The sequence below is a fragment of the Streptantibioticus silvisoli genome (genome assembly GCF_027947535.2).
In the GTDB taxonomy this organism is placed as follows: domain Bacteria; phylum Actinomycetota; class Actinomycetes; order Streptomycetales; family Streptomycetaceae; genus Streptantibioticus_C; species Streptantibioticus_C silvisoli.
In genome coordinates, this window is record NZ_JAAGKO020000037.1 from 45417 (window position 1) to 66526 (window position 21110).

Annotated in this window: 17 protein-coding genes; 8 read left to right on the forward strand and 9 right to left on the reverse strand. The window is 72.0% G+C overall.

The features are described from left to right. Positions 1-388: 388 nt before the first annotated feature. The 3 genes from POF43_RS22795 to POF43_RS22805 all read right to left on the reverse strand — a co-directional run bounded on the left by POF43_RS22795 (position 389) and on the right by POF43_RS22805 (position 2866). Positions 389-709 carry an SCO5918 family protein gene (locus POF43_RS22795; protein WP_271323143.1) on the reverse strand — a complete coding sequence of 107 codons (321 nt, stop codon included), beginning with the start codon at positions 707-709 and terminating at the stop codon, positions 389-391. Between the two features lie 72 nt (positions 710-781). Further along, on the reverse strand, positions 782-2314 hold the full coding sequence (locus POF43_RS22800; protein WP_271323144.1) for a DEAD/DEAH box helicase: 1533 nt from the start codon (positions 2312-2314) through the stop codon (positions 782-784). Positions 2315-2662: 348 nt separating this feature from the next. Continuing rightward, entirely contained in the window at positions 2663-2866 is a 204-nt protein-coding gene (locus POF43_RS22805; protein ID WP_271317587.1) for a cold-shock protein, read from the reverse strand. A 638-nt stretch (positions 2867-3504) separates the two neighbouring features. Between POF43_RS22805 and POF43_RS22810 the strand changes: the two genes are divergently transcribed. The 3 genes from POF43_RS22810 (at position 3505) to POF43_RS22820 (ending at position 5891) form a co-directional block, all read left to right on the forward strand. Further along, complete coding sequence (locus tag POF43_RS22810) at positions 3505-4884, forward strand: beta-1,3-glucanase family protein (RefSeq protein WP_372516109.1); 1380 nt, start codon at positions 3505-3507, stop codon at positions 4882-4884. Between the two features lie 228 nt (positions 4885-5112). After that, positions 5113-5460: an ArsR/SmtB family transcription factor gene (locus POF43_RS22815; protein ID WP_271323145.1), complete on the forward strand. Its 348-nt coding sequence runs from the start codon at positions 5113-5115 to the stop codon at positions 5458-5460. Then, positions 5457-5891: an SRPBCC family protein gene (locus POF43_RS22820; protein WP_271323146.1), complete on the forward strand. Its 435-nt coding sequence runs from the start codon at positions 5457-5459 to the stop codon at positions 5889-5891. Before POF43_RS22815 ends, POF43_RS22820 begins: the two co-directional genes overlap by 4 nt. A gap of 148 nt (positions 5892-6039) precedes the next feature. Here POF43_RS22820 and POF43_RS22825 read toward each other — a convergent pair whose 3' ends face one another. Continuing rightward, entirely contained in the window at positions 6040-8433 is a 2394-nt protein-coding gene (locus tag POF43_RS22825; RefSeq protein ID WP_271323147.1) for an ATP-binding cassette domain-containing protein, read from the reverse strand. A 1002-nt stretch (positions 8434-9435) separates the two neighbouring features. Between POF43_RS22825 and POF43_RS22830 the strand changes: the two genes are divergently transcribed. From POF43_RS22830 to POF43_RS22840, 3 genes are all read left to right on the forward strand, one after another. Further along, complete coding sequence (locus tag POF43_RS22830) at positions 9436-10476, forward strand: DUF8189 domain-containing protein (RefSeq protein ID WP_271323148.1); 1041 nt, start codon at positions 9436-9438, stop codon at positions 10474-10476. A gap of 194 nt (positions 10477-10670) precedes the next feature. Beyond that, on the forward strand, positions 10671-11270 hold the full coding sequence (locus tag POF43_RS22835) for a hypothetical protein (RefSeq protein WP_271315734.1): 600 nt from the start codon (positions 10671-10673) through the stop codon (positions 11268-11270). After that, the gene (locus POF43_RS22840) at positions 11261-11686 is read left to right on the forward strand and encodes a DUF2752 domain-containing protein (protein WP_271323149.1); all 426 of its coding nucleotides are present in this window, start codon (positions 11261-11263) and stop codon (positions 11684-11686) included. The genes POF43_RS22835 and POF43_RS22840 overlap by 10 nt, the downstream gene beginning before the upstream one ends. A gap of 184 nt (positions 11687-11870) precedes the next feature. Here POF43_RS22840 and POF43_RS22845 read toward each other — a convergent pair whose 3' ends face one another. Continuing rightward, complete coding sequence (locus POF43_RS22845; protein ID WP_271315732.1) at positions 11871-12509, reverse strand: isochorismatase family protein; 639 nt, start codon at positions 12507-12509, stop codon at positions 11871-11873. A gap of 248 nt (positions 12510-12757) precedes the next feature. Here POF43_RS22845 and POF43_RS22850 point away from each other — a divergent pair, with 248 nt between their 5' ends. Both POF43_RS22850 and POF43_RS35345 read left to right on the forward strand, forming a co-directional pair. Then, positions 12758-13297, forward strand: a complete 540-nt coding sequence (locus POF43_RS22850) for an EF-hand domain-containing protein (protein ID WP_271323150.1) — start codon at positions 12758-12760, stop codon at positions 13295-13297. After that, a complete protein-coding gene (locus tag POF43_RS35345) occupies positions 13225-13590 on the forward strand; it encodes a DUF7873 family protein (RefSeq protein ID WP_443732109.1) in 366 nt (121 codons plus the stop codon). The genes POF43_RS22850 and POF43_RS35345 overlap by 73 nt, the downstream gene beginning before the upstream one ends. Before the next feature lie 163 nt (positions 13591-13753). On the opposite strand, the gene POF43_RS22860 is transcribed toward POF43_RS35345, so the two are convergent. The 4 genes from POF43_RS22860 to POF43_RS22875 form a co-directional block, all read right to left on the reverse strand. Next, entirely contained in the window at positions 13754-14305 is a 552-nt protein-coding gene (locus tag POF43_RS22860) for an SMI1/KNR4 family protein (protein ID WP_271323151.1), read from the reverse strand. Positions 14306-14364: 59 nt separating this feature from the next. Beyond that, positions 14365-18408 (reverse strand): DUF6531 domain-containing protein, encoded by a 4044-nt coding sequence (locus POF43_RS22865; protein ID WP_282704724.1) that lies wholly within the window; start codon positions 18406-18408, stop codon positions 14365-14367. An 8-nt stretch (positions 18409-18416) separates the two neighbouring features. Further along, positions 18417-19142 carry a WXG100-like domain-containing protein gene (locus POF43_RS22870; protein WP_271317628.1) on the reverse strand — a complete coding sequence of 242 codons (726 nt, stop codon included), beginning with the start codon at positions 19140-19142 and terminating at the stop codon, positions 18417-18419. Between the two features lie 559 nt (positions 19143-19701). Continuing rightward, positions 19702-20967: a phosphatase PAP2 family protein gene (locus POF43_RS22875; protein WP_271322047.1), complete on the reverse strand. Its 1266-nt coding sequence runs from the start codon at positions 20965-20967 to the stop codon at positions 19702-19704. Between the last annotated feature and the right edge of the window lie 143 nt (positions 20968-21110).

A 21110-nucleotide genomic window follows, 5' to 3' on the forward strand; every position in this document is an offset into this window, starting at 1 on the left:
CGTCCGCCTCCTCGCCCTCTTCGACGCGACCTGTCGTACTGCGGTGACACTCGCGGCCCCTGGAGCCGCCCGGCCCGGCGGTCGGTGGCGGGGCCACCGTGTCCCGGCCCCGCCACTCCACCACCGTGCCGTCTGCTTGACCTGCCTGCGGGCAGTTCGTCCTCTGCCCGCCGTACTCGACGTCCTGCTCGACACCAGAAACGTAACCCCCGGCGCAGCATGATGTCTACCTCCGCCACGACAGATTTACGCCATGCGCGGGAACCGGCAGTCCGGCGCCACCGAGGCGGCCCAACGCGGTCGGCCGACCCGGTGAACGCGAGAGGGCCACGACCGGCTGCCGGTCGTGGCCCTCGTCGTCAGGTGCTCCGGCCGGGGCCGGAACGGGTTACACGGCTGCCGGGGTGCCCAGCAGAGCCTCCGCCGTCTGGAGCGCGGTGGGCAGCGGGCCGGCGGTCGGGGCGGTGCCGAGCCCGGGGGTCGAGCGGCAGGTGAAGCCCAGCCGGCTCATCGCCCGGGTGACCTCGCCGGCGGAGAAGTCCCGGCGGTCCTGCTTGGTGATCAGCTCGCCGACCTGCTTGACGGGGTAGGTACGGCGGCCGATGATCACCGACTCACCGGTCACCGGTTCGGGCCTGACGCCCTTCATCAGTTCCAGCACCTCGCTCTTGACGAGGTCGAAGGAGAAACGGGCGATGACACAGCGCATGATGCCTCACAGGTTGACGGAAGCCTTGACCGCACGGGTGACCGATCGGAACGTGTCCGGCGGGCCGGCCCCTCAGGCGGCCGTGCCGAAGAAGGACGACCGGCCGGAGGAGCCGGAGCCCGTACGGGCCGCGGCGGACCCGCGGGACTGGCCGGGACGGCCGCGGCGGCCGCGGGAGGAGGAACCGCCGCGCCCGGCGCGCGGAGCGGCCGGCGCGCTGATCGTGACCGGCACGCCCGACGGCGCCTGGGCACCGGTGATGCGGCTCAGTTCGGCCTCGCCGGAGTGCACCCGGGTGGTGGTCGGGGTGATGCCGGCGTCGGCCATCAGCCGGGTCATCTCGCGTCGCTGGCTGGGCAGCACCAGGGTGACGACGCTGCCGGACTCGCCGGCCCGCGCGGTGCGGCCGCCGCGGTGCAGGTAGTCCTTGTGGTCGGTCGGCGGGTCGACGTTGACGACCAGGTCGAGGTTGTCGACGTGGATGCCGCGGGCGGCCACGTTGGTGGCCACCAGTACCGTGACGTGCCCGGACTTGAACTGCTCCAGGGTGCGGGTGCGCTGCGGCTGGGACTTCCCGCCGTGCAGCGCCGCAGCCCGCACACCGCTGCGCAGCAGGTCCTTGGTCAGCCGGTCGACCGCGTGCTTGGTGTCCAGGAACATGATCACCCGGCCCTCCCGCGCGCCGATCTCGATCGTGGTCGCGGCCTTGTCGGCGTCGTGGACGTGCAGCACGTGGTGGTCCATCGTGGTGACCGCGCCCGCGGAGGGATCGACCGAGTGGACCACCGGGTCGGTGAGGTAGCGGCGTACCAGCAGGTCGACGTTGCGGTCCAGGGTGGCGGAGAACAGCATGCGCTGGCCGCCGGGAAGCACCTGGTCGAGGAGTTCGGTGACCTGGGGCATGAAGCCCATGTCGGCCATCTGGTCGGCCTCGTCCAGCACCGTGATGGCGACCTGGTCGAGCTGGCAGTCACCGCGTTCGATGAGGTCCTTCAGCCGTCCGGGGGTCGCGACGACGACCTCCGCGCCGGAGCGCAGGGCGCCGGCCTGGCGGCCGATCGACATGCCGCCGACGACGGTGGCCATCCGCAGGCGCATCGGCCGGGCGTAGGGGGTGAGGGCGTCGGTGACCTGCTGGGCCAGCTCCCGCGTGGGGACCAGCACCAGCGCCAGCGGCTTGCGGGCCTCGGCACGCCGACCGGCGGTGCGGGCCAGCAGCGCCAGGCCGAAGGCCAGCGTCTTGCCCGACCCGGTGCGACCGCGGCCCAGCACGTCCCGGCCGGCCAGCGAGTTCGGCAGGGTCGCCGCCTGGATCGGGAACGGCACGGCCACGCCCTCGGCACCGAGCGCCGCCAGCAGCGGAGCGGGCATGTCGAGGTCGGCGAACGCCTCGACGGCGGGCAGCGCGGGAGTGGTGGTCACCGGCAGGGCGAACTCACCCTGCGGCCCGGGGCGACGCCGGGGGCCGGCGCCGCGGCCGGCGGCCTCGGGACGGCCGCCGCCCGAGCGGCGCGAGGGCTGCGAGCGGAACCCGCCGCTCCGGGCGGAACCGGATGATCCGCCGGTGCGGGAGTAGCGGTCGTTCGTACGGGCTGTTCGGTTCACAGAGAACCTTCCTCGATGCGGCACGTATCGAGGAATTCCCGGCGACGAAGAGCCGCGTGAAAAATCGCAAGTACGAGCCGAAGAAATAGCGACGGAAGAGGGAAGAATGCGTCTCCCCATACGTCGGCAGGTGCGGAAATCCGCGAAAATCCAAGGGGCGGCCGGGTCAGGTTTTCGGATGGTCCGGGTCCTGATCGCCGCCGCCGGTGGCCCCGGGCGCCGGGGCGGGCGGCCACACCGGCGGGGGAACCCCGTCCGGCGCGGGCGGTGGAGGCTGCCTCCACAACGGGACGAGCCAGGGCCCGCACCCCTTCAGGTGCGGGCCCTGGCTCGTCGTACGCGTCAGCGTCAGGCGGGAACGATGTTCTCGGCCTGCGGGCCCTTCTGGCCCTGGGTGACGTCGAACTTCACCTTCTGGCCTTCCTGGAGCTCACGGAAGCCCTGGGCGGCGATGTTCGAGTAGTGGGCGAACACGTCAGCGCCGCCACCGTCCTGCTCGATGAAGCCGAAGCCCTTTTCCGCGTTGAACCACTTCACGGTGCCAGTAGCCATGTCATATCTCCTTCGGGGCGCTGCCCTGGGGTCACACTGTGCGACCCCGGAGTCGCCGTGATGATTGCCCCATCCGGAAAGCACCGGAACACAAAAGTGATCCCGCCGGTACAGAAAACCAGCAGGGCCACTCGAAGCTCTTGGGAACCACAACTGCAACTGAGTTCAGAATAGCACGGCGGCGGCCGCCGGGTGGGGAACCAGCTTTTCATTTCCCGCCGGGTCCTGAAATCCCTTCCGAGGCGACCGCAATTTCTCCCCCCGTCGTACCAGATATTCGTCACCGCCCGGGCCCGTCCGGGGCGCGGCACATTTGCCCCCGCTCCCCCGCCGTGCCGCCGACACGCCGCCGGCACGCGGCAACGGCACACCCGGACCGGACCGCCCAGGTCACCGGCGCCTTCGTCGCCCGGCGCGCACCGAAGGGCGGCGAAGGCGTCCGGGGCGGCTTCGGAGCGGGCGGTCAACTCGTCTGCGGCGGGCGGAACATGATCCTTTGTCAGATGCGTTGACGGGCGTGGCGGCGGAGAGTACACAACAGGAGCCGCCTCGTGAGAGCGCTCTCACGACCGGCGCGGTATGAGGCACCCCCAAGTCCCCGTCATGCTCCGCAGGACCCGCACGGTTCAGGAGACGCCATGTCGAGCCCCGCCCCCGTGTCAGTGCACCGGCCGCCCGCGCGGCGCCGGTCCTTCCCCCTGCTCCTCGCGCTGACGGTCGCCATGCTGGCGGCCTTCGTCGTCGCGATCAGCCCCTCCCCCGCCCACGCGGCCGGCACCCTGCTCTCGCAGGGCGCGCCGGCCACCGCCTCGTCCACCGAGAACGGGTCCTTCCCGGCCTCCGCCGCGGTCGACGGCAACACCGGCACCCGCTGGTCCAGCGCGTTCAGCGACCCGCAGTGGCTGGAGGTGGACCTCGGCTCCACCGCCACGATCAGCCAGGTGGTGCTCAACTGGGAGGCGGCGTACGCGACCGGCTTCCAGATCCAGACCTCCGCCGACGGCACGAACTGGACCTCGATCTACTCCACCACCACCGGCGCCGGCGGCACGCAGACCCTCAACGTCAGCGGCAGCGGCCGCTACGTGCGGATGTACGGCACCAAGCGCGCCACCGCCTACGGCTACTCGCTGTGGGAGTTCCAGGTCTACGGCACCGGTGGCAGCACGCCGCCGACCGGTCCCGGCAACCCGACCGGTGACGCGTTCTGGGGCGACACCACCACCATCCCGGTCGCGCAGAACGCGATCGAGGTGAAGATCCTCAACCGCACCAACGGCGCGTACCCCGACAGCCAGGTGTACTGGAGCTTCAACGGCCAGACGCACTCCATCGCCGACCAGCCGTACCTGGACATGCCGGCCAACTCCTCCGGCCGGATGTACTTCTACATCGGCTCGCCGACCAGCCCGTACTACGACTTCATCGAGTTCACCGTCGGCAACGGCGTGTTCAACGGCAACACGACCCGGGTGGACGCCTGGGGCCTGCCGCTGGCGATGCGGCTGCACGCGACCGACGGCTACGACGTCCAGGTCGGCGACGCGCAGAAGCTGTTCGACGAGTCGCGCACCCAGGTCTTCACCGACTTCACCAACGCGGTCCCGCAGCCGTTCCAGGTGCTGGCGCAGACCCAGGCGCCGTACCGGATCATCGCGCCGGGCAGCGACCCGAGCTTCCAGCCGGGCGGCGTGAATGCCAACTACTACACCGCGTACGCCCAGTCGGCCGGGGTCAACGAGACCACCCAGAACATCTTCGGATGCGCGGGCTCCATGGCGAGCAACCCGACCATGTGCGCGGCGCTCAACCGCCACGTGGCCACCCTGCCGGCCGCGCAGCAGTCGGACCCGTCCCAGTACTACACGGCCGGGCCGGCCAACTACTACGCGAAGTTCTGGCACGACAACGCCCTCGGCAACCTCGCCTACGGCTTCCCCTACGACGACGTGGACGGCCAGTCCTCCTTCGTCTCCCACAGCAACCCGCAGTGGCTGGAGGTGGCGGTCGGCTACTGATCCGACCCCCGCGTACCTCCCGTACCCCCTGCATCCCCTCGTACCGGTGAACGGCCGGCCCGCCGAAGCCTTCGGCGGGCCGGCCGCTGCCGTCTCCGCGGTCGCGGGAGGCGGCGGACGGCGGCGCGAACCCACGGCGGACCGCGGCGGGCAGCCGTGGGCGGCGCGCGCCCCACATCACTTAAGCAGTTACTTGACTATGCGCCTCACGGTGCAATACTTAACCACATGCTTAACCATGAGGAGCGGCTGGATCTGGTGTTCCGCGCTCTGGGAGACCGGACCCGGCGTGCGCTGGTCGAGCGGCTCGTGCGCGGGCCCGCCTCGGTGAGCGAGCTGGCCGCACCGCTGACGATGTCGCTCGCGGCCGTCGTCCAGCACCTCCAGGTACTGGAGACCGCCGGGATCGTCCGTTCGGAGAAGGTCGGCCGGGTCCGCACCTGCCGGATCACGCCGGAGGCCCTGCGGGCCGGCGAGGCGTGGCTCGGGCAGCGGCGCACCTCATGGGAGAGCAGGCTCGACCGGCTCGGCGACGTCCTCGCGGAGTCCGGCCCGTCCGAAGGGAGCACATCATGACCGTCACACACGCCACGTTCAGCCTGGAACGCACCTACGACGCGGCGCCGTCGCGCGTGTTCGCCGCCTGGTCCGATCCGGTCGCGAAAGCCCGCTGGTTCGGCTCCGGGGGCAACCACGAACTCGACTTCCGCGTCGGCGGCCGGGAAGTGACCCGCGGCAGCGCGCCGGACGGCAAGGCGATGGCGTTCGCCTCCGTGTACCACGACATCGTCCCTGACCAGCGGATCGTCTACACCTCGACCCTGGCGGGCGACGACGTCCTCGCCACCGTGTCGACGACCACCGTCGAACTCACCGCGGACGGCGACGGCACCCGGCTCACCCTCACCGAGCAGGGCACCTACCTCGACGGCAGCGAGGAACCGGCCTGGCGGGAACAGGGCACCGGCGACTGGCTGCTCCGGCTGGGCGAGGAACTCCGGGCGTGAGGGACCGGCCGGCGCGACGCGGACGGGGGCGCGCGCCGGGGCGGAGGCGGCACCACCGCACCGCCGCGCCCGCCCCCGTACCGCCGCACTCCCGTACCGCCGCAGCGCCTCGCCCCCTCAGCGGTCCCCCGTCCGTCGGGAGCCCCCGTCACGCGCCGACGTAGGCCGCCAGGTGCTCGCCGGTGAGGGTGGAGCGGGCGGCGACGAGGTCGGCCGGCGGGCCCTCGAAGACGATCCGGCCGCCGTCGTGGCCGGCGCCGGGGCCGAGGTCGATGATCCAGTCGGCGTGCGCCATGACCGCCTGGTGGTGCTCGACGACGATGACCGACTTGCCGGAGTCGACGAGCCGGTCGAGCAGGCCCAGCAGGTGCTCGACGTCGGCGAGGTGGAGGCCGGTGGTCGGCTCGTCGAGGACGTAGACGCCGCCCTTCTCCGCCATGTGCGTGGCCAGCTTGAGCCGCTGCCGCTCGCCGCCGGACAGCGTGGTGAGTGGCTGGCCGAGGCTGAGGTAGCCGAGTCCGACGTCGGCGAGCCGGCGCAGGACGGTGTGCGCGGCCGGTGTGCGCGCCTCGCCGGCGCCGAAGAACTCCTCGGCCTCGTCCACCGACATCGCCAGCACCTCGCTGATGTCGCGGCCGCCGAGGTGGTGGTCGAGCACCGCGGCCTGGAACCGCTTGCCCTCGCACTCCTCGCAGGTGGCGGCGACGCCGGCCATCATCGCCAGGTCGGTGTAGATGACGCCGGCACCGTTGCAGTTGGGGCAGGCGCCCTCGGAGTTGGCGCTGAACAGCGCCGGCTTCACACCGTTGGCCTTCGCGAACGCCTTGCGGATCGGGTCGAGCAGTCCGGTGTACGTCGCCGGGTTGCTGCGTCGCGAGCCGCGGATCGCGCGCTGGTCGATCGACACCACACCCGCGCCGGCCGGGATCGACCCGTGCACGAGCGAACTCTTGCCGGAGCCGGCGACACCGGTGACGACCGCGAGCACGCCGAGCGGGATGTCGACGTCGACGTCGCGCAGGTTGTGCGTCGCGGCGCCGCGGATCTCCAGCGTGCCGGTGGGCGTCCGCACCGTCTTCTTCAGGGCGGCCCGGTCGTCGAAGTGACGGCCGGTGAGGGTGCCGCCGGCCCGCAGACCCTCGACGGTGCCCTCGAAGCAGACGGTGCCGCCGGCCGGACCGGCGCCGGGGCCGAGGTCGACGACGTGGTCGGCGATCGCGATCGTCTCCGGCTTGTGCTCCACCACGAGCACCGTGTTGCCCTTGTCCCGCAGCCGCAGCAGCAGGCCGTTCATCCGCTGGATGTCGTGCGGGTGCAGTCCGATCGTCGGCTCGTCGAACACGTAGGTCACGTCGGTGAGCGGTGAGCCGAGGTGGCGGATCATCTTCACGCGCTGCGCCTCACCGCCCGACAGCGTGCCCGACGGCCGGTCGAGCGAGAGGTAGCCGAGACCGATCTCGACGAACGAGTCCAGCGTGTGGGCGAGCGTCGCGAGCAGGGGCGCCACCGACGGCGCGTCGAGGCCGCCGACCCACGCGGCCAGGTCGCTGATCTGCATCGCGCAGGCGGCGTCGATGCCGATCCCGTCGATCTTGGAGGACCGGGCCGCCTCACTGAGCCGGGTGCCGTCGCAGTCCGGGCAGGCGGTGAACGTCACCGCCCGCTCCACGAAGGCACGAATGTGCGGCTGGAGGGAGTCGACGTCCTTCGACAGGAACGACTTCTGGATCCGCGGGATCAGGCCCTCGTACGTCAGGTTGACGTTGTCGACCTTGATCCTGGTCGCCTCCTTGTGGAGCAGGGCGTCGAGCTCGGCCGGGGTGTAGTCGCGGATCGGCTTGTCCGGGTCGAGGAAGCCGGAGCCGCTGTAGATGCGGCCGTACCAGCCGTCGACGCTGTAGCCGGGGATCGTGAGCGCGCCCTCGTTGATCGACTTGCTGTCGTCGTACAGCTGCGACAGGTCGAGATCGGTGACCGACCCGCGGCCCTCGCAGCGCGGACACATGCCGCCGGTGCGGGTGAAGGTCTGCCGCACGGTCTTGCCGGCCCCGCGTTCGACCGTGATCGCACCGCTCGCCCGGACCGAGGCGACGTTGAAGGAGAACGCGTTGGGCGAGCCGATGTGCGGCTGCCCGAGCCGGCTGAAGACGATCCGCAGCATCGCGTTGGCGTCGGTCGCGGTGCCGACCGTCGAGCGCGCGTCGCTGCCCATCCGCTGCTGGTCGACGATGATCGCGGTCGTCAGCCCTTCGAGCACGTCGACCTCGGGCCGCGCCAGCGTCGGCATGAAGCCCTGCACGAAGGCGCTGTAGGTCTCGTTGATCATCCGCTGCGACTCCGCGGCGATCGTGCCGAACACCAGCGAGCTCTTGCCCGAGCCGGACACGCCGGTGAACACCGTCAGCCGGCGCTTCGGGATCTCGATCCCGATGTCCTTGAGGTTGTTCACGCGCGCGCCGAGCACCCGGATCAGATCGTGGCGGTCGGCGACGTGCGGCGCGGACGGCCCCGTGTTCGTCCCCGTGTCCGTTCTCGCGGCCATGCTTATCGTGTCTCCATCTGTCGGGGGGCCGCGGTCGCGGTCCCCGTGGGGGTCGATCGGCTCGATGCGGGCGATGGGCCGGCGGCGTCGGGCGAGGTGGTGTGCCCGGCGCCAGAGCCCGGGCGGTGCCCGCGGACCCCGGCCGGGCGAGGGCGCCGGCCGAGGCGCCGGGGCCACCAGCGGCCGTCGCGCGCCGGCCCGCGGTCGGGCGTCTCGTGCACCTCGCGCCCGGGCCGGCTACGGCGTGGGATTCGCCGCCAGGGTAACGCCCGCTTCCCGGGGCCGGCGCCCACCCCGGGCGGGGGACGCGCCGACGGTCATTCGGCGCATCGGCCCGGCCCCGGCGGCGGCGGCGCGACCGGGCCGGGAACGTGCCGACGGTACGCAAACGCCTGGCCGGGGTCGGCCACGGCGACGGCGACGGCGCACGGGGGACGCTCGATGTGCATGCGTTTCACGCTACGGGCGGGGGCCGCGCAACGCTTCTCCATTCCTGACCGGTCGCGCGGGGACCGCGGGGAGCGGGACGGGCTCGGGGCGGAGAAGGGACGCAAGGGGATGGGGTGCGACGGAAGAGGGTAGGGAGAATTCACTCGTCGGAGTGCTGGCCCGCACGGCTTGCCCCGGCGGGAATTCCTCGCGCCGAACCGCTGTCAGTGCTGGTCAGGGCGGTCGGCGCTGGTCAGCGCAGTCACCTCACCGACGTCAACAGGCGGATCCCAACCGGTCCGCGCCCGGAGTCCGCAACCGACCGGAGTCCGCAACCGACCGGCCCACGGCTGGCAGGACCACCGCCAACAAATCGACATCACGACCGGCCCACCACCGACAAGTCCAGCACCGACAAGTCCACATGGCGACCGGTCCACCGCCAAGAAGGTCGCCCGCCAAGAAGATCACCCGGTGACCGGTCCGCAGCCGGCACGTCCGTAAAACGACCGGCGCCCACCTCGCACCCGCGCGGCTCGCCGCGTACCCCCGCGCCTACTCCGAAGGATGGCCATGCCGACGTCGACCACGCCCGGAACCGGTTGGGGCGAGTGGAGCAACCTCGAAGGACAGCTGTTCTGCGCTCCCGTCCCGCGCCACCAGGCCGACGGCCGCCTCGCCCTGGTCGCGGTCGGTCCGCGGGCCGGGATCATCACGCGCGAGATCCTGCGCGACGGGACGTGGGACGGCGGGTGGACGCGGATCTCCGACACCTCCGACGCCCTCAGCCGCCCCGCGACCCTGCGGGACGACGACGGGCTGGGCCATGTCTTCTTCAACACCGGCGGCGGCACCCTGTACGGCGTCCGGCAGACCGCGGTCAACGGTGGCTGGAGCGGCCAGTTCGCCACCCCGGCCACCGGTGTCAAGGGGCCGCCGTTCGCGGTGCGCGCCGCGAACGGCGGTGTCCACGTCTTCTACCGCGGCACCGACGGCGACGCGTACGTGATCCGTCAACTCCCGGACAGCGGCGGCGGCTACAGCGACCCCGTCGGCCTGGGGCCGTCCGCCACCTTCCCCAGTGCCGCGCTCGACGGCTCCGGCAGGCTGGTCGTGGTCCTCCACCACGCCGACGGCCGGCTGTGCGTGCGCCAGGAGGTGGCGCCCGGCACCGGCGACTACGGCGGGCACGTCACCGTGGGCACCGCCGCCGAGACCGTCGAGGCGTTCGCGGTGACCGACGCCCGGGGCCAGGTCCACGTCTTCTACCGTTCCACCGGCGGCGAACTGTGGGGCGTGGCGCAGGACCCGGCGTACCGGGGCTGGGACGAGCCGCGCCGGCTGGCCGGTGCCATCGTGGCCAGGCCGACCGCGTGCCTCGGTCAGGACGGCCGGCTCAACGTCGTCGTGCAGGGCGACGACGACTCCGCCCGGATCGGCGTGCAGACCGCGCCGGGCAGTCATGACTACGGCGCCTGGTCCGGCTTCGGCGGCAGCATCGGCAGTCCGGCCCCGGTCGTCACCATCGCCGCCCACCAGGACGGCCGCCTCGTCGCCGCCCACCAGGCCGCCCGTACCCGTAACGCCTGGATCCGCGAACAGACCTGGACCTGACGGGCAGGAGGGAAACACCGGTGAACGGCCCCGGGCGGGCATGGCCGATCCGGGCCGGTGCCGTTGAGGCGGCTGGCAGGATGGTGGCGATCGGAGATCCGCGGCAAGGATCACGTCCGCGGCGGACGCCCGCCGACCACGCGGGCCACGGCCGCGGGCGCGGCCCGGCCGCTTACCAGGGGGAGTACGTTTCCATGCCCAACGAGCAGGGCTTCGGGCCGCCGCCGCAGAACGACGGGCAAGGTCATCCGCCGCCACCGCAGAACCCGCCGGGGTACGGGTACCCGGGACAGCAGCCCGCGCCGGGGTACGGGTATCCGGGACAGCCGGCCGCGCCCGGTTACGGCTACCCGCAACCGGGCGGGCCGCAGTACGGGTATCCGCAGCAGGGCGTACCCGAGTACGGCTACCCGCAGCCGGGCGGATATCCGGCGGCCCCGCCCGGCCAGGGGAACATGCTGGTGTCGATCGGGGACATCGCGGTGACGAGCGAGGTGATCATGACGCCGGCCGGGGCGCTGCCGCTCAAAGGCGCGATCTGGACGGTCACCGACATGTCCCGTACCGAGGAGCGGATGCCCGCCTACGCGGTGGTGCTGGCGATCGTCTTCTTCCTCGCCTGCCTGCTCGGGCTGCTCTTCCTGCTCATCAAGGAGAGGAGGACCACCGGCCACGTCCAGGTCACGGTGAACAGCGGCGGGCGCCATCACGCCACGATGATCCCGGTGAACAACCCGCAGACCGTCATGCACGTCATGGGGCAGGTCAACTACGCCCGCTCGCTGTGCGCGTAGGCGCGGTCGCCGGCGCGGCGCCCCGGGCCGGTGCCGGCCGGCGCGCCCACCCGGCCGTCTCCCGCCTGGCGGTGCTCGCGGCCGGGGCGGCGGCGTCCGCGTACCTGTACCGGACCGACCCGCACCAGCCGGGGCACTGGCTGCCGTTCTGCCCGTTCCACCGGCTCACCGGCCTGTTGTGCCCGCTGTGCGGCACCACCCGTATGGGGTACGACCTGATGCACCGGCGCCTCGGCGCCGCGTGGCACGACAACACGCTGGCGCTGCTCGCCTCGCCCGTCGCCGTGCTGGTCCTCGCACGCTGGACCGCCGAAGGGCTGCGCGGCACCCGCTGGCGGCCGGTGCTGCGCCGCCGGGGAACGATCCTGGTGGTAGCCGCGGCGGTTGCGTGGACGGTTGTGCGGAACGTCTTTTGAGTGGACGGCGCGGCGGCGGCGTTCCGGTGGGGTGGGGGCGCTGCGGAGGGGCGGAGCAGCGGGCCGCGTCGGGCGCGGGCCGTCGGTCCGGACGTGCGTCGCCGGTCCTGCACTCCCCCGCCGGGGCCGTCGGCCGGACGGGGTCGTCGTCCCCAAGGGGAAAGGTGCGGAAGGCCGGTGGGATTCAGCCGATGACCACGGGCTCGCCGGAGAGTTCGACCCCGGCCTGGCGGAGGTCCTTCATGGCCTGCCGGGTGGTGTCCGCCGCGACGCCGGCCGTGTAGTCGAGCAGGACGCGGGTGCGGAACCCCGCCCGCACGGCGTCCAGGGCGGTCGCACGAACGCAGTGGTCGGTGGCGATGCCGACCACGTCCACCTCACCGACGCCACGGGCGCGAAGCCAGCGCGCGAGCGGCGTGCCGTGCTCGTCGGCGCCCTCGAAGCCGCTCTTGGAGGCGGAGTGCGCCCCCTTGAAGAAGACGGCCCCGACCGCGCCGGAGGTCGTCGCGGGCTCGAAGGCCGGGTGGAACGAGCCCCCTTCGGTGCCGACCACGCAGTGCACGGGGAAGGAGTCCTTGAAGTCGGGATGGTCGGAGAAGTGGCCGCCCGGGTCGACGTGGTGGTCCCTGGTGGCCACGACGTGCGCGTACCGGCTGCCGGCGGTTTTCCCGACCAGTTCCGCGATGGCGGCGGCCCGGTCGGCGCCGCCCTTCACCGGGACGCTGCCGCCCTCGCAGAAGTCCTTCTGCACGTCGACGACGATCAACGCCCGGCCGTTCGCCGGCTTCGCGGGTTGCGCGGCCTTCGATCCACTGTTGCTCATGCCGGAGCACTGCCCCGCCGCGCCCGCCGCCTCACCGAAGGGTTCCGTGATTCACCCGACCGCGTGGCTCTTGCCTCGGAGCGTTGCCCACCCCCCGACGCACGATAGGGCCGACAAGGGACTGTTCGTACATATGTGCTCGTGGATGCGGTCTTGTACCCCGACCTATAGTCATATGGTGTCCGCCACGTCGTGGAGCGGACGGTGGCGGGGTGCACGGCTGGGGTTCGCAACGAGGGAGACCGCTCATGGCCAGCGCGTTCCAGGAACGCAAGCTCACGGGGATGTTCGCCGCGTTCGACGCGGACGGCGACGGCTGTTTGCGCGAGGAGGACTTCAGGGCCCTCGTCGCCCGCTGGAGCCGGCTGCCGGGCGTGGGCCCCGGAACGGAGTTGCGCGCGCGGGTGGAGGCGCTGCTGATGGGCTGGTGGGCGGCGCTGCGGGAAGCCGGGGACGCCAACGGGGACGGCGCGGTCGGTATGGGCGAACTGCTGTCGCTCGTGGACCGGTTGCCCGCCATGGCCGCGGACGTCACCGCGACCGCCGAGACGATCTTCGACGCCGTGGACGCCAACGGCGACGGCCGCATCTCCCCGCAGGAGCACCGCAGGCTGGTCGAGACCTGGAACGGCCGGCCCGTGGACACGACAGGGGTCTTCGAACTGCTCGACCTGAACGGCGACGGCCACCTGAGCCGCGAGGAGTTCGCCGTGCTGTGGCACCAGTTCTGGACCAGCGACGACCCGTCGGACCCCGGCAACTGGCTCTGCGGCCGCTTCGCCGCCTGACGCTGCGCCCGCGGACGAAGGAGCGGGCGAACCGCGCGGCGCGTGCCGATGTCACCGTCGAGGGGCGGACGATCCTCGCGGACGTTCCGGTCACCTGGCTACTCTTCCTGGAGAAGCGGCTCACCGATCTGCGTACGTTCGTGAAGAAGCCTCCGGTGCTCGATGCCGCCGGGTCCTGGTCACCCGACCCGTCGACGGACCGGACGCGTGCCGACGGGTGCGAGTTCGGCTCTCGCCCGCACCTCTGCCACGGTGCGGCGGTTCGCAGGAGGAAGACGACGGCTTCGTACTGATCCGCCCTCTTGAATGCCGCCGGCGTGCGCGATGGGTGGTGCCCACAGGGGCCCGGGAGCTGGATACGACTCCCGGGTCCCGCCACGCCGTGCCACGCCGCGGCGGCCACGGCGAAGGCCTTCTCCCCGGCATTCCCCCAGCGCCTCTCCTTCCGGAAAAGGATCAGCGGGGCTGCGTGATGGGGTAGGGGAAGAAGGGCGCGCTCTCCTCGTCCAGGTGGTCGGTGAGGATCTCCGACTCGAAGTCCCGGGCGAAGAGGCCGGCCAGGAATTCGGTGCAGGTCATGGGGTAGATCTCGCAGTCCCCGAGATCGCAGTGCAGGACCACGACGGGCCAGGTCTCGGGCGGTTCGCCCGGCCGTACCAGCCAGTTGAGGCTGTCCGAGTCGGGGGTGTCGGCCCAGACGACGAGCAGCAGGTCGTCCATCGCCAGTTCGGCGGGGCGGTTGCCGTGCACCGACCACAGGTTCTTCAGGTCCCACATGTGTGACGTGTTGCGGGTGACCACGTCGCCGTCGAGAACCGTGGGCGGCGGCGCGAGCAGTTCGACGTGGTCGTAGAACCCGCCGACACCGTAGGCCTCCACCAGTTCCTTGTAGTCCTGGGGCAGCGCCCGCCCCAGGACTTCCTCCGCGGCGGCCCAGTCGCGCGGTCCGCCGCCGCCTGCCGACGGAGGCGGTGCCAAGGTCCGCAGCCGGTTCAGTGCACTGGTCATCAGGCTTCCTCTCTGCCGGGCTCACCGGCCGGCGTGGGGTGAACGGGATCGTAGTGCCGTCACGCCCCGCACCCGGGAACGTTGAGGATGGTGACCGCGTTCAGGTTGCCGTGTTCGTCGTAGTGGAGGATCTGCCGCACCGTTGTGTCGCTCTGCGGGTACGGCGTGAACTGGAACTTGCCGTCGGGGCTGGTCGCGCGGACGGTCATGCCGATGGGTCTGAGGTCCTCCGGGCGCAGCGTTTCGGGCAGCACCTGGTGATAGTGCGCGGTGACCTCGTAGTCGATGGAGCCGTGGACCCCGACGCCGTTCGCCGCCTGTCCCTCGTAGTGGTACATGATCGGGTGGTTGGCCCACCGGTGCATCGCGACGAAGTTCTGCGGGATCTTGTTGGAGCCGCCCAGGGACGCGGCCAGCAGGTGGGTGCGGTTGAACTTCATCCCGTTCTGCCAGCCGGGGACGGCACCGTTGCGGATGTGCGGGTCGGTGCTCTGCCCGAGCATGGCCGAGGTGATGTGTGCCGTCACCTTGGTGGGACGTCCGTGCTCGTCGAGGGGACTGTAGGTGACGTTGCCGCCCCACGTGGTGTCCTGCGGCTCCCACTTGTCCCAGCCCGGCAGGTTCGGCTTGTACTTCAGCCCGAGCGGGTCGGACCACGCCGTCGGGTTGGGGACGTAGCCGACGGGATCGGGGGCCGGGGACAGGCCGAGGGGATCGGGGGCGGTGTAGCGGGCGGTCTCGGGGTCGTAGTGGCGGAAGTGGTTGTGGTTCCAGCCGGTCTCGGGGTCGGCGTACTGGCCGGGGAAGCGCAGCGGGCAGTCGACGGTGGCGTCCCGGCCGGCGGTGGGCAGGCCCCACAGGGTGGTGCGGGGCTGCCAGGCGATGTCGCCCTCGGGGGTGAGCAGTTCGGTGGGGGTGCCGACGAGGTCGGTGACGATGGCGTGGAACCGGGCGTCGGTCCCCAGCGGGTCCGCGGCGTGGTCGACCTGGGCCAGTGGCAGGCCGCCGGGGCTGTACTCCCACGTGGTGGTGGCGCCCCGGTCGGTGCTCTGCTCGGCCAGGGTGACGACGTCCCAGGTGAAGTGGACCTCCTCGGCGACCGCCGCGGCATCGGTGAAGCGCTGTTTGCCGATGCGGCGGCCGGCCGCGTCGTAGCGGTAGCGCCAGTGGTGGCCGGCGGGCGTGACGGTGGCGATCAGCTGGTCGTAGCCGTTCCAGGTGAAGGTACGAACCTGCCGCTGCCCGTTCAGCAGGCGTTTGGTGCTGCGCACGACCCGGCCCTGCGCGTCGTGTTCGTAGGACGTGCGGCCGGCCCGCCGCAGCCGGGTGCCGTCGAACTCGCGCGGCGCGTCGTCCGGCGCGGTGACCGGGGTGGCCGCGTGGGTGAGGTTGCCGACGGCGTCGTAGGCGTAGCTCTCCGTCCAGCCCTCGGCGGTCACCGAGGTCACCCGTCCCGACGGGTCGAGCGCGAACCGGTGGACACCGGTGGTCAGGTCGCGGATCTCGGTGAGCAGGTCGTCGGCACCGTAGGCGTAGTGGCGTTCCAGCAGCGGGGCCGGGTCGTCCGGCGTGCCGCGGGTGATGCTCCGCCGGGTCAGCCGGCCGGTGCCGTCCCAGTCGTGGCTCAGGGTCAGCCGGTCGTCGACCCGGCGGGCCGACTCGCGCCCGAGGGGGTCGAACGCGAAGGTGGTGCGGTGCCCGGCCATCACCAGTGTCCCGGGCAGGTCGCGGGAGTCGTAGCTCCAGGTGGAGACCACCCCGGACGGTGTACGGCGCTCGGTGCGGCGCCCCAGCAGGTCGTAGGCGTAAGTGATGGTGCGGCCGTTGACGCTTTCGGCGGTGACCCGGCCCATCACGTCGTACTCGCGCAGCACCTCGGCGTCGGCGTTGCGGGTGCGCCACAGGTTGCCGGCGGCGTCGTAGTCGTGCGTGGTGCGGTCGTCACCGCAGGCGTGGGCGGTGACGCGGCCCAGGACGTCGCGTTCGAAGGTGACGGTCTCGCCGGCGCCGTTGGAGCGGGAGGCGAGCTGTCCGGCCGCGTCGTAGGTGTACCGCAGCACGCGGCCGTCGAAGTCGGTCTCCTGGACCAGCCGGCCGGTCGGGTCGTAGGCGTACTCCCACACCCGGCCGAGCGGATCGGTGACCGCCGTCAGGTGCTTCTCGGTGTCGTAGGAGAACGCGTAGGTGCTGCCGTCGGCCGTCGTGCTGCTCGCCACCAGGTCGAAGTGCGTGGGGGCCAGGGTGTGGACGACACCTGCCGCGTCGGTGTGGGAGACGACCTTGCCGTCCGCGTCGAACGCCCATGACTCGCGCCGGCCGTCGGACCGCTCCACCCGTTCGACCTGGCCGTCCGTGGTCCAGCCGACCCGGACGGTGTTGCCCATCGGGTCGGTGGCCTCCACGATCCTGCCGAAGGCGTCGCGCCGCGCGGACGTCACCCCGCCGCGCTCGTCGGTGACCGAGACCGGCAGCCCGGCCGCGTCGGACACCATCAGCGTGCGTGCGCCCAGCGCGTCGGTGACGCCGGTGAGGTCACCGGTGTCCTCGTCGTACGCGTACGCGGTAAGGGCGCCGAGCGGATCGACGGTGGCGAGCCGGTTGCCCCACGCGTCGTACTCGGTCCGCCAGACCCGGCCGGCCGGGTCGGTGAGGGTGACCGGCAGGCCCTCGACGTCGTAGGTGAACGCGGTGCGTGTGCCGTCCGGACCGACCACGGCGGAGACGTTCTCCGACGCGTCGTGCTCGTAGCGGGTGGTGCGCCCCAGCGGGTCGGTGAAGGACTTCAGCAGCCGGTTGTCCTCGCTCCACTCCTGCACGCGGACCTGGCCGAGCGGGTCGGTGCTGCGGATGGTCCGGTACGCCGCGTTGAACTCGTGCGTCGTGGTGTGGCCGAGGGAGTTGGTGTACCGGGTGGTGCGGGCCGCGTCGTCGTAGGCGAACGCTCCGGACAGGAAGCCGTCCGATCCGGTGGTGCGCACGACCCTGCCGGCGGCGTCGTACGCGTAGCCGTAGGCGGTGCCCGTGCGGTCGGTCCACGAGGTGATCCGGTGGTGGTCGTCGTAGGTCAGCCGCAGCGGCACGCCGGAGGAGTTGAAGACCTCCGTCAGATCGCCCGCGTCGTCGTACCCGTACCGGGCGAGTGTCGTCCCGGTGCCCGGGCCGTCGGTGTCCAGCAGCCGGAAACCGGTGATCCGCCGCAGCTCGGGGTGGACGTCGACCGCCACGCGGTAACCGCCGTGGTGCGACAGGAGCCGCGGGGTGTCGTCCTGGGACCACTCGATGTCGATGCGGCGGCCGTTGCGGTCCTGGAGCGACGTCAGCCGGAGCGTCACCGCACCGGGCACGCCGGGTGCGGGGCGCGGGTGGTCGAACACCATCGCCTGGCCGGACCGGGGGTCCAGCACCGTCATCGGCTCGTTCGGCCGGCCGCTCCAGCCCAACGGCAGGCGCGGCCCCTTGAACGGTACGACGGGGGCCCCTTCGCGGGGCGCCGGGTACTCAAGACGCGTCCCGTCCGGCCCCACCAGCACGATGCCGTCCGCGTCGAGTTGCAGGCGCTGATCGAGCGTGGATGCCCAACTGGTCCCGAACCAGCCGCCGTTGCGGTAGGAGGAGAGGTGGGTTCTCCGGATGGCCAGCGGCAGCGCGCCGGGCAGCCGCACGTCGACAACGGACATGACCAGCTCACCGCTGGCGACGTCGACGGGATCGCCCTCGCAGTGCCGGCTCTCGGGCGGACGGGAATCCCGGTCGCCGTCATCGGGACGGGCGTCGGGCGCCCCGGAATCATCGTCGCCGCCACCGTGTGCGCCGTCGGCCGTACGCCCCCCGTTTCCGCCGCCGCCCCGACCCCCGCCTGCGGTGTTGACCCCGTCGGCGTCGGCGGGATCGGCCGGGTCGTGGTGCCCGGTGCCGGCGTCGCCGGGGTGGTGCTTCGCGGCGGCGGTGACGTCGTCCTCGGCCTTGTCGAACTCGTCGGCGGCCTTGTGGACGGAGGTGCCGATGCGGTGGTGGCCCTTGCCGAAGGCGGAGGGGAGTTTGCGGGCGAGGTCTTCGAGGAACTCCGCCGTGGGTTTGACGATCTTGCCGACGATGTCGCTCACGGTGTGGTTCAGCCCCCGGTGGTGAACGTGAGTGCGGTGACGCGGTTGCCGAACGCCTTGCCGCCGGACAGGTTCTGCTCGGCCTGCGTGAGGATCGTGTCGCCGTGCCCGCGCATGGCGGCGGTGTCGATCTTCAGCCCCGGCGGGGCACCCCCGACGGCGACGTGCGCCACCTCGGCGAACAGCAGCTTCTCCACCGCCGCGTCCATCTGCTCCTTCAACGGCCCCGTCACCTTGGACACCAGAACGCCGATGACCTCCTGCTCGAAACGCTGGAGGATGCCGTTCATCAGCCGGTTCTGCACCTCGATCTCCGCGGCCGCGGCAGCCTCCGACAACCCCAGCGTCGCGACCGCGGCGACCTGGTCGCCGATCAACTCCGCCGAGGCGATGGCCAGTTGGGTCAGGCAGGCGCCCTTCATCACGGTCACCCCGTCACCGGCGACGTCCAACGCCTCGGCCAGATCACGGCAGACGGTGATCAGCGTCTTCATGTGCCCCGACGTCTGCCCCGCCCACGCCTGCGCCAGCGCGGTGTAGGACTGCGCCGCGTAGACCTGCGGCAGATCACCGGTCACCACCCGGTGCGTGGTGTTGTGCGAGTCCTCGCACTGCTGCGCGTACGACCGCAACTCCCGTGCGGCGTCGTGCAGTTGATCCTCGTCGATCTCGGGCCAGTTGAACCCGAGCAGGTTCACGACCTCCGCCAGCCAGTGCGGCAGGTTGATGGACATGACGTCGCCACCCCCCGTTTCCCCCGTGGGCAACCTCACCATTCATCATATAAGCGACCGTTCACCAGGGTTGGCGAGTTCGACTCCGGGCCGTGGAGGCGCACCAACTCTTCACAGCTTTCGCCGGGGATAGGGGCCGGCGCCTTGGGGAGGGGGTGCGGGGGGTGCGGGGGGTGCGGGGCGCGGGGGCGGGGTGCGGCGATGGCGGTGGCGGTGCGGGGTGCGGCGATGGCGGTGCGGGGGCGCGGAGGTACGGGGGCGCGGCGGTGCGGGGGCGCGGCCGTACGGCCCGGTCAGGCGGGAAGGCCCGGCGCCTCGACCGCGACGAGATTCCGGCCGACCGTGGACCGTGGCCCCGGGCGCGTCGATCGCGGCTCCGAGCCGACCGCCTGCGGGTTCGACACCGTGCGGTCCGGACCGGTCCGGACCCGGCTGCGGAGTGCGGCTCCGGTGCGGCTCATACCGGTTCGGGCTCGGCCCGGCTCGGGGGTTCAGACCGGTTCGGGGCTCAGACCGGCTCGGGGCTCAGACCGGTTCGGGGCTCAGACCGGTTCGGGGTTCAGACCGGTTCGGGGCTCAGTTCCGGCGCCATCACGACCGCGAACTCCCAGCGTTCCGTGGTCCGCACGTAGCCGATGATCACCGTCGCCAGCACCAGGATGAGCAGCGGGCCGAACAGCCGCGGGTAGCGGGCCATCTCCACCGGCAGCCAGCGGTAGGCGACCAGGAGCGCGGCGAAGACCGTCGAGCCGTAGGCGACCAGCAGGCTCGCCGAGCGGTCCCAACCCCGGGCGAGCGAGCGCATCGCCGCCTCGATGGTCAGCGCGAACACGGCGCCGGCCACGAGGTCGGCGCCGTAGTGGTAGCCGAACCCCAGGGTGGCCACCAGCGTGGCGACGAGCCAGAACGCGCCCGCCCAGCGCACCGCCCGCGGGCCCTTGCGGGAGTGGATGAACAAGGTGGTCGCCCAGGCCGTGTGCAGGCTGGGCATGCAGTTACGCGGGGTGATCGCGTCGAACGGGATGCCGTGCGGCGAGCCGATCGGCGGCACCGTGTGGGGCCACACGTCGGCCACCGCCCAGTGCCCGCCGCCGGCGCCGAAAGCGAAGACCGGCCCGACGGTCGGGAAGAGCATGTACACCGCCGGCCCGACCAGCCCTATCACCAGGAAGGTGCGCACCAGGTGGTGGGCGGGGAAGCGGCGTTCGGTCACAACGTTGCGCAACTGGTACAGCGCGACGACCGCGGCGGCCAGGGGGAGCTGCCCGTAGACCAGGCCGAGCAGGTGGGAGCCGACCGGGCCGCTGTCCGTGACGAGCCGCCCGACCAGCCACGACGGATTGCCCAGCGCGTGGTCGACGGTCGCCACGTACGGGTCGAGCACCGTCGGGCGGCTGCGGGCGGTGATGAGCAGCCAGGTGTCACCGGTCTTGTGGCCGGCCACCAGCAGCAGCCCCAGCCCGACACCCTTGAGCAGCAGAGTCCGCTCCGTGCCGGTGCGGCGGGTGACCGCGATCACCGCACAGCCCAGGATCACCCACAGCGCTCCGTTGCCGAAGTTCTCCGGGGCGTCGAACAGCAGACGCACCAGCCAGAAGACCAGGTCGATGCCGATCGCGGCGCCGAGCGCGAGGAACCGCTGCCGCCAGGTGAGGACCACCATCGTCAGCGCCAGCCCCGCGTACAGCAGCGGTCCGGAGTCCGGGGCGAACACCAGCTCGCGCGACTGCCGGGTGAGCGGACCGGACACGCCGTAGTGGCGGGCGGCCACCTCCAGCGCCACGAGGAACCCGAGGACCGCCACACCCGCCAGGGGCCACAGCAGGACCCGCGGCCGGTGCCGTACGGCGAGCGCGGTCCGGCGGCCTGTGCGGGCCAGTACGTGTGAAGCGTGAGATATCAATGTCCGGTCGATCGGTCAGCTGTGCATGGATAGGTGGCATTTCAGGACGAACGGCGTCTTTTCCG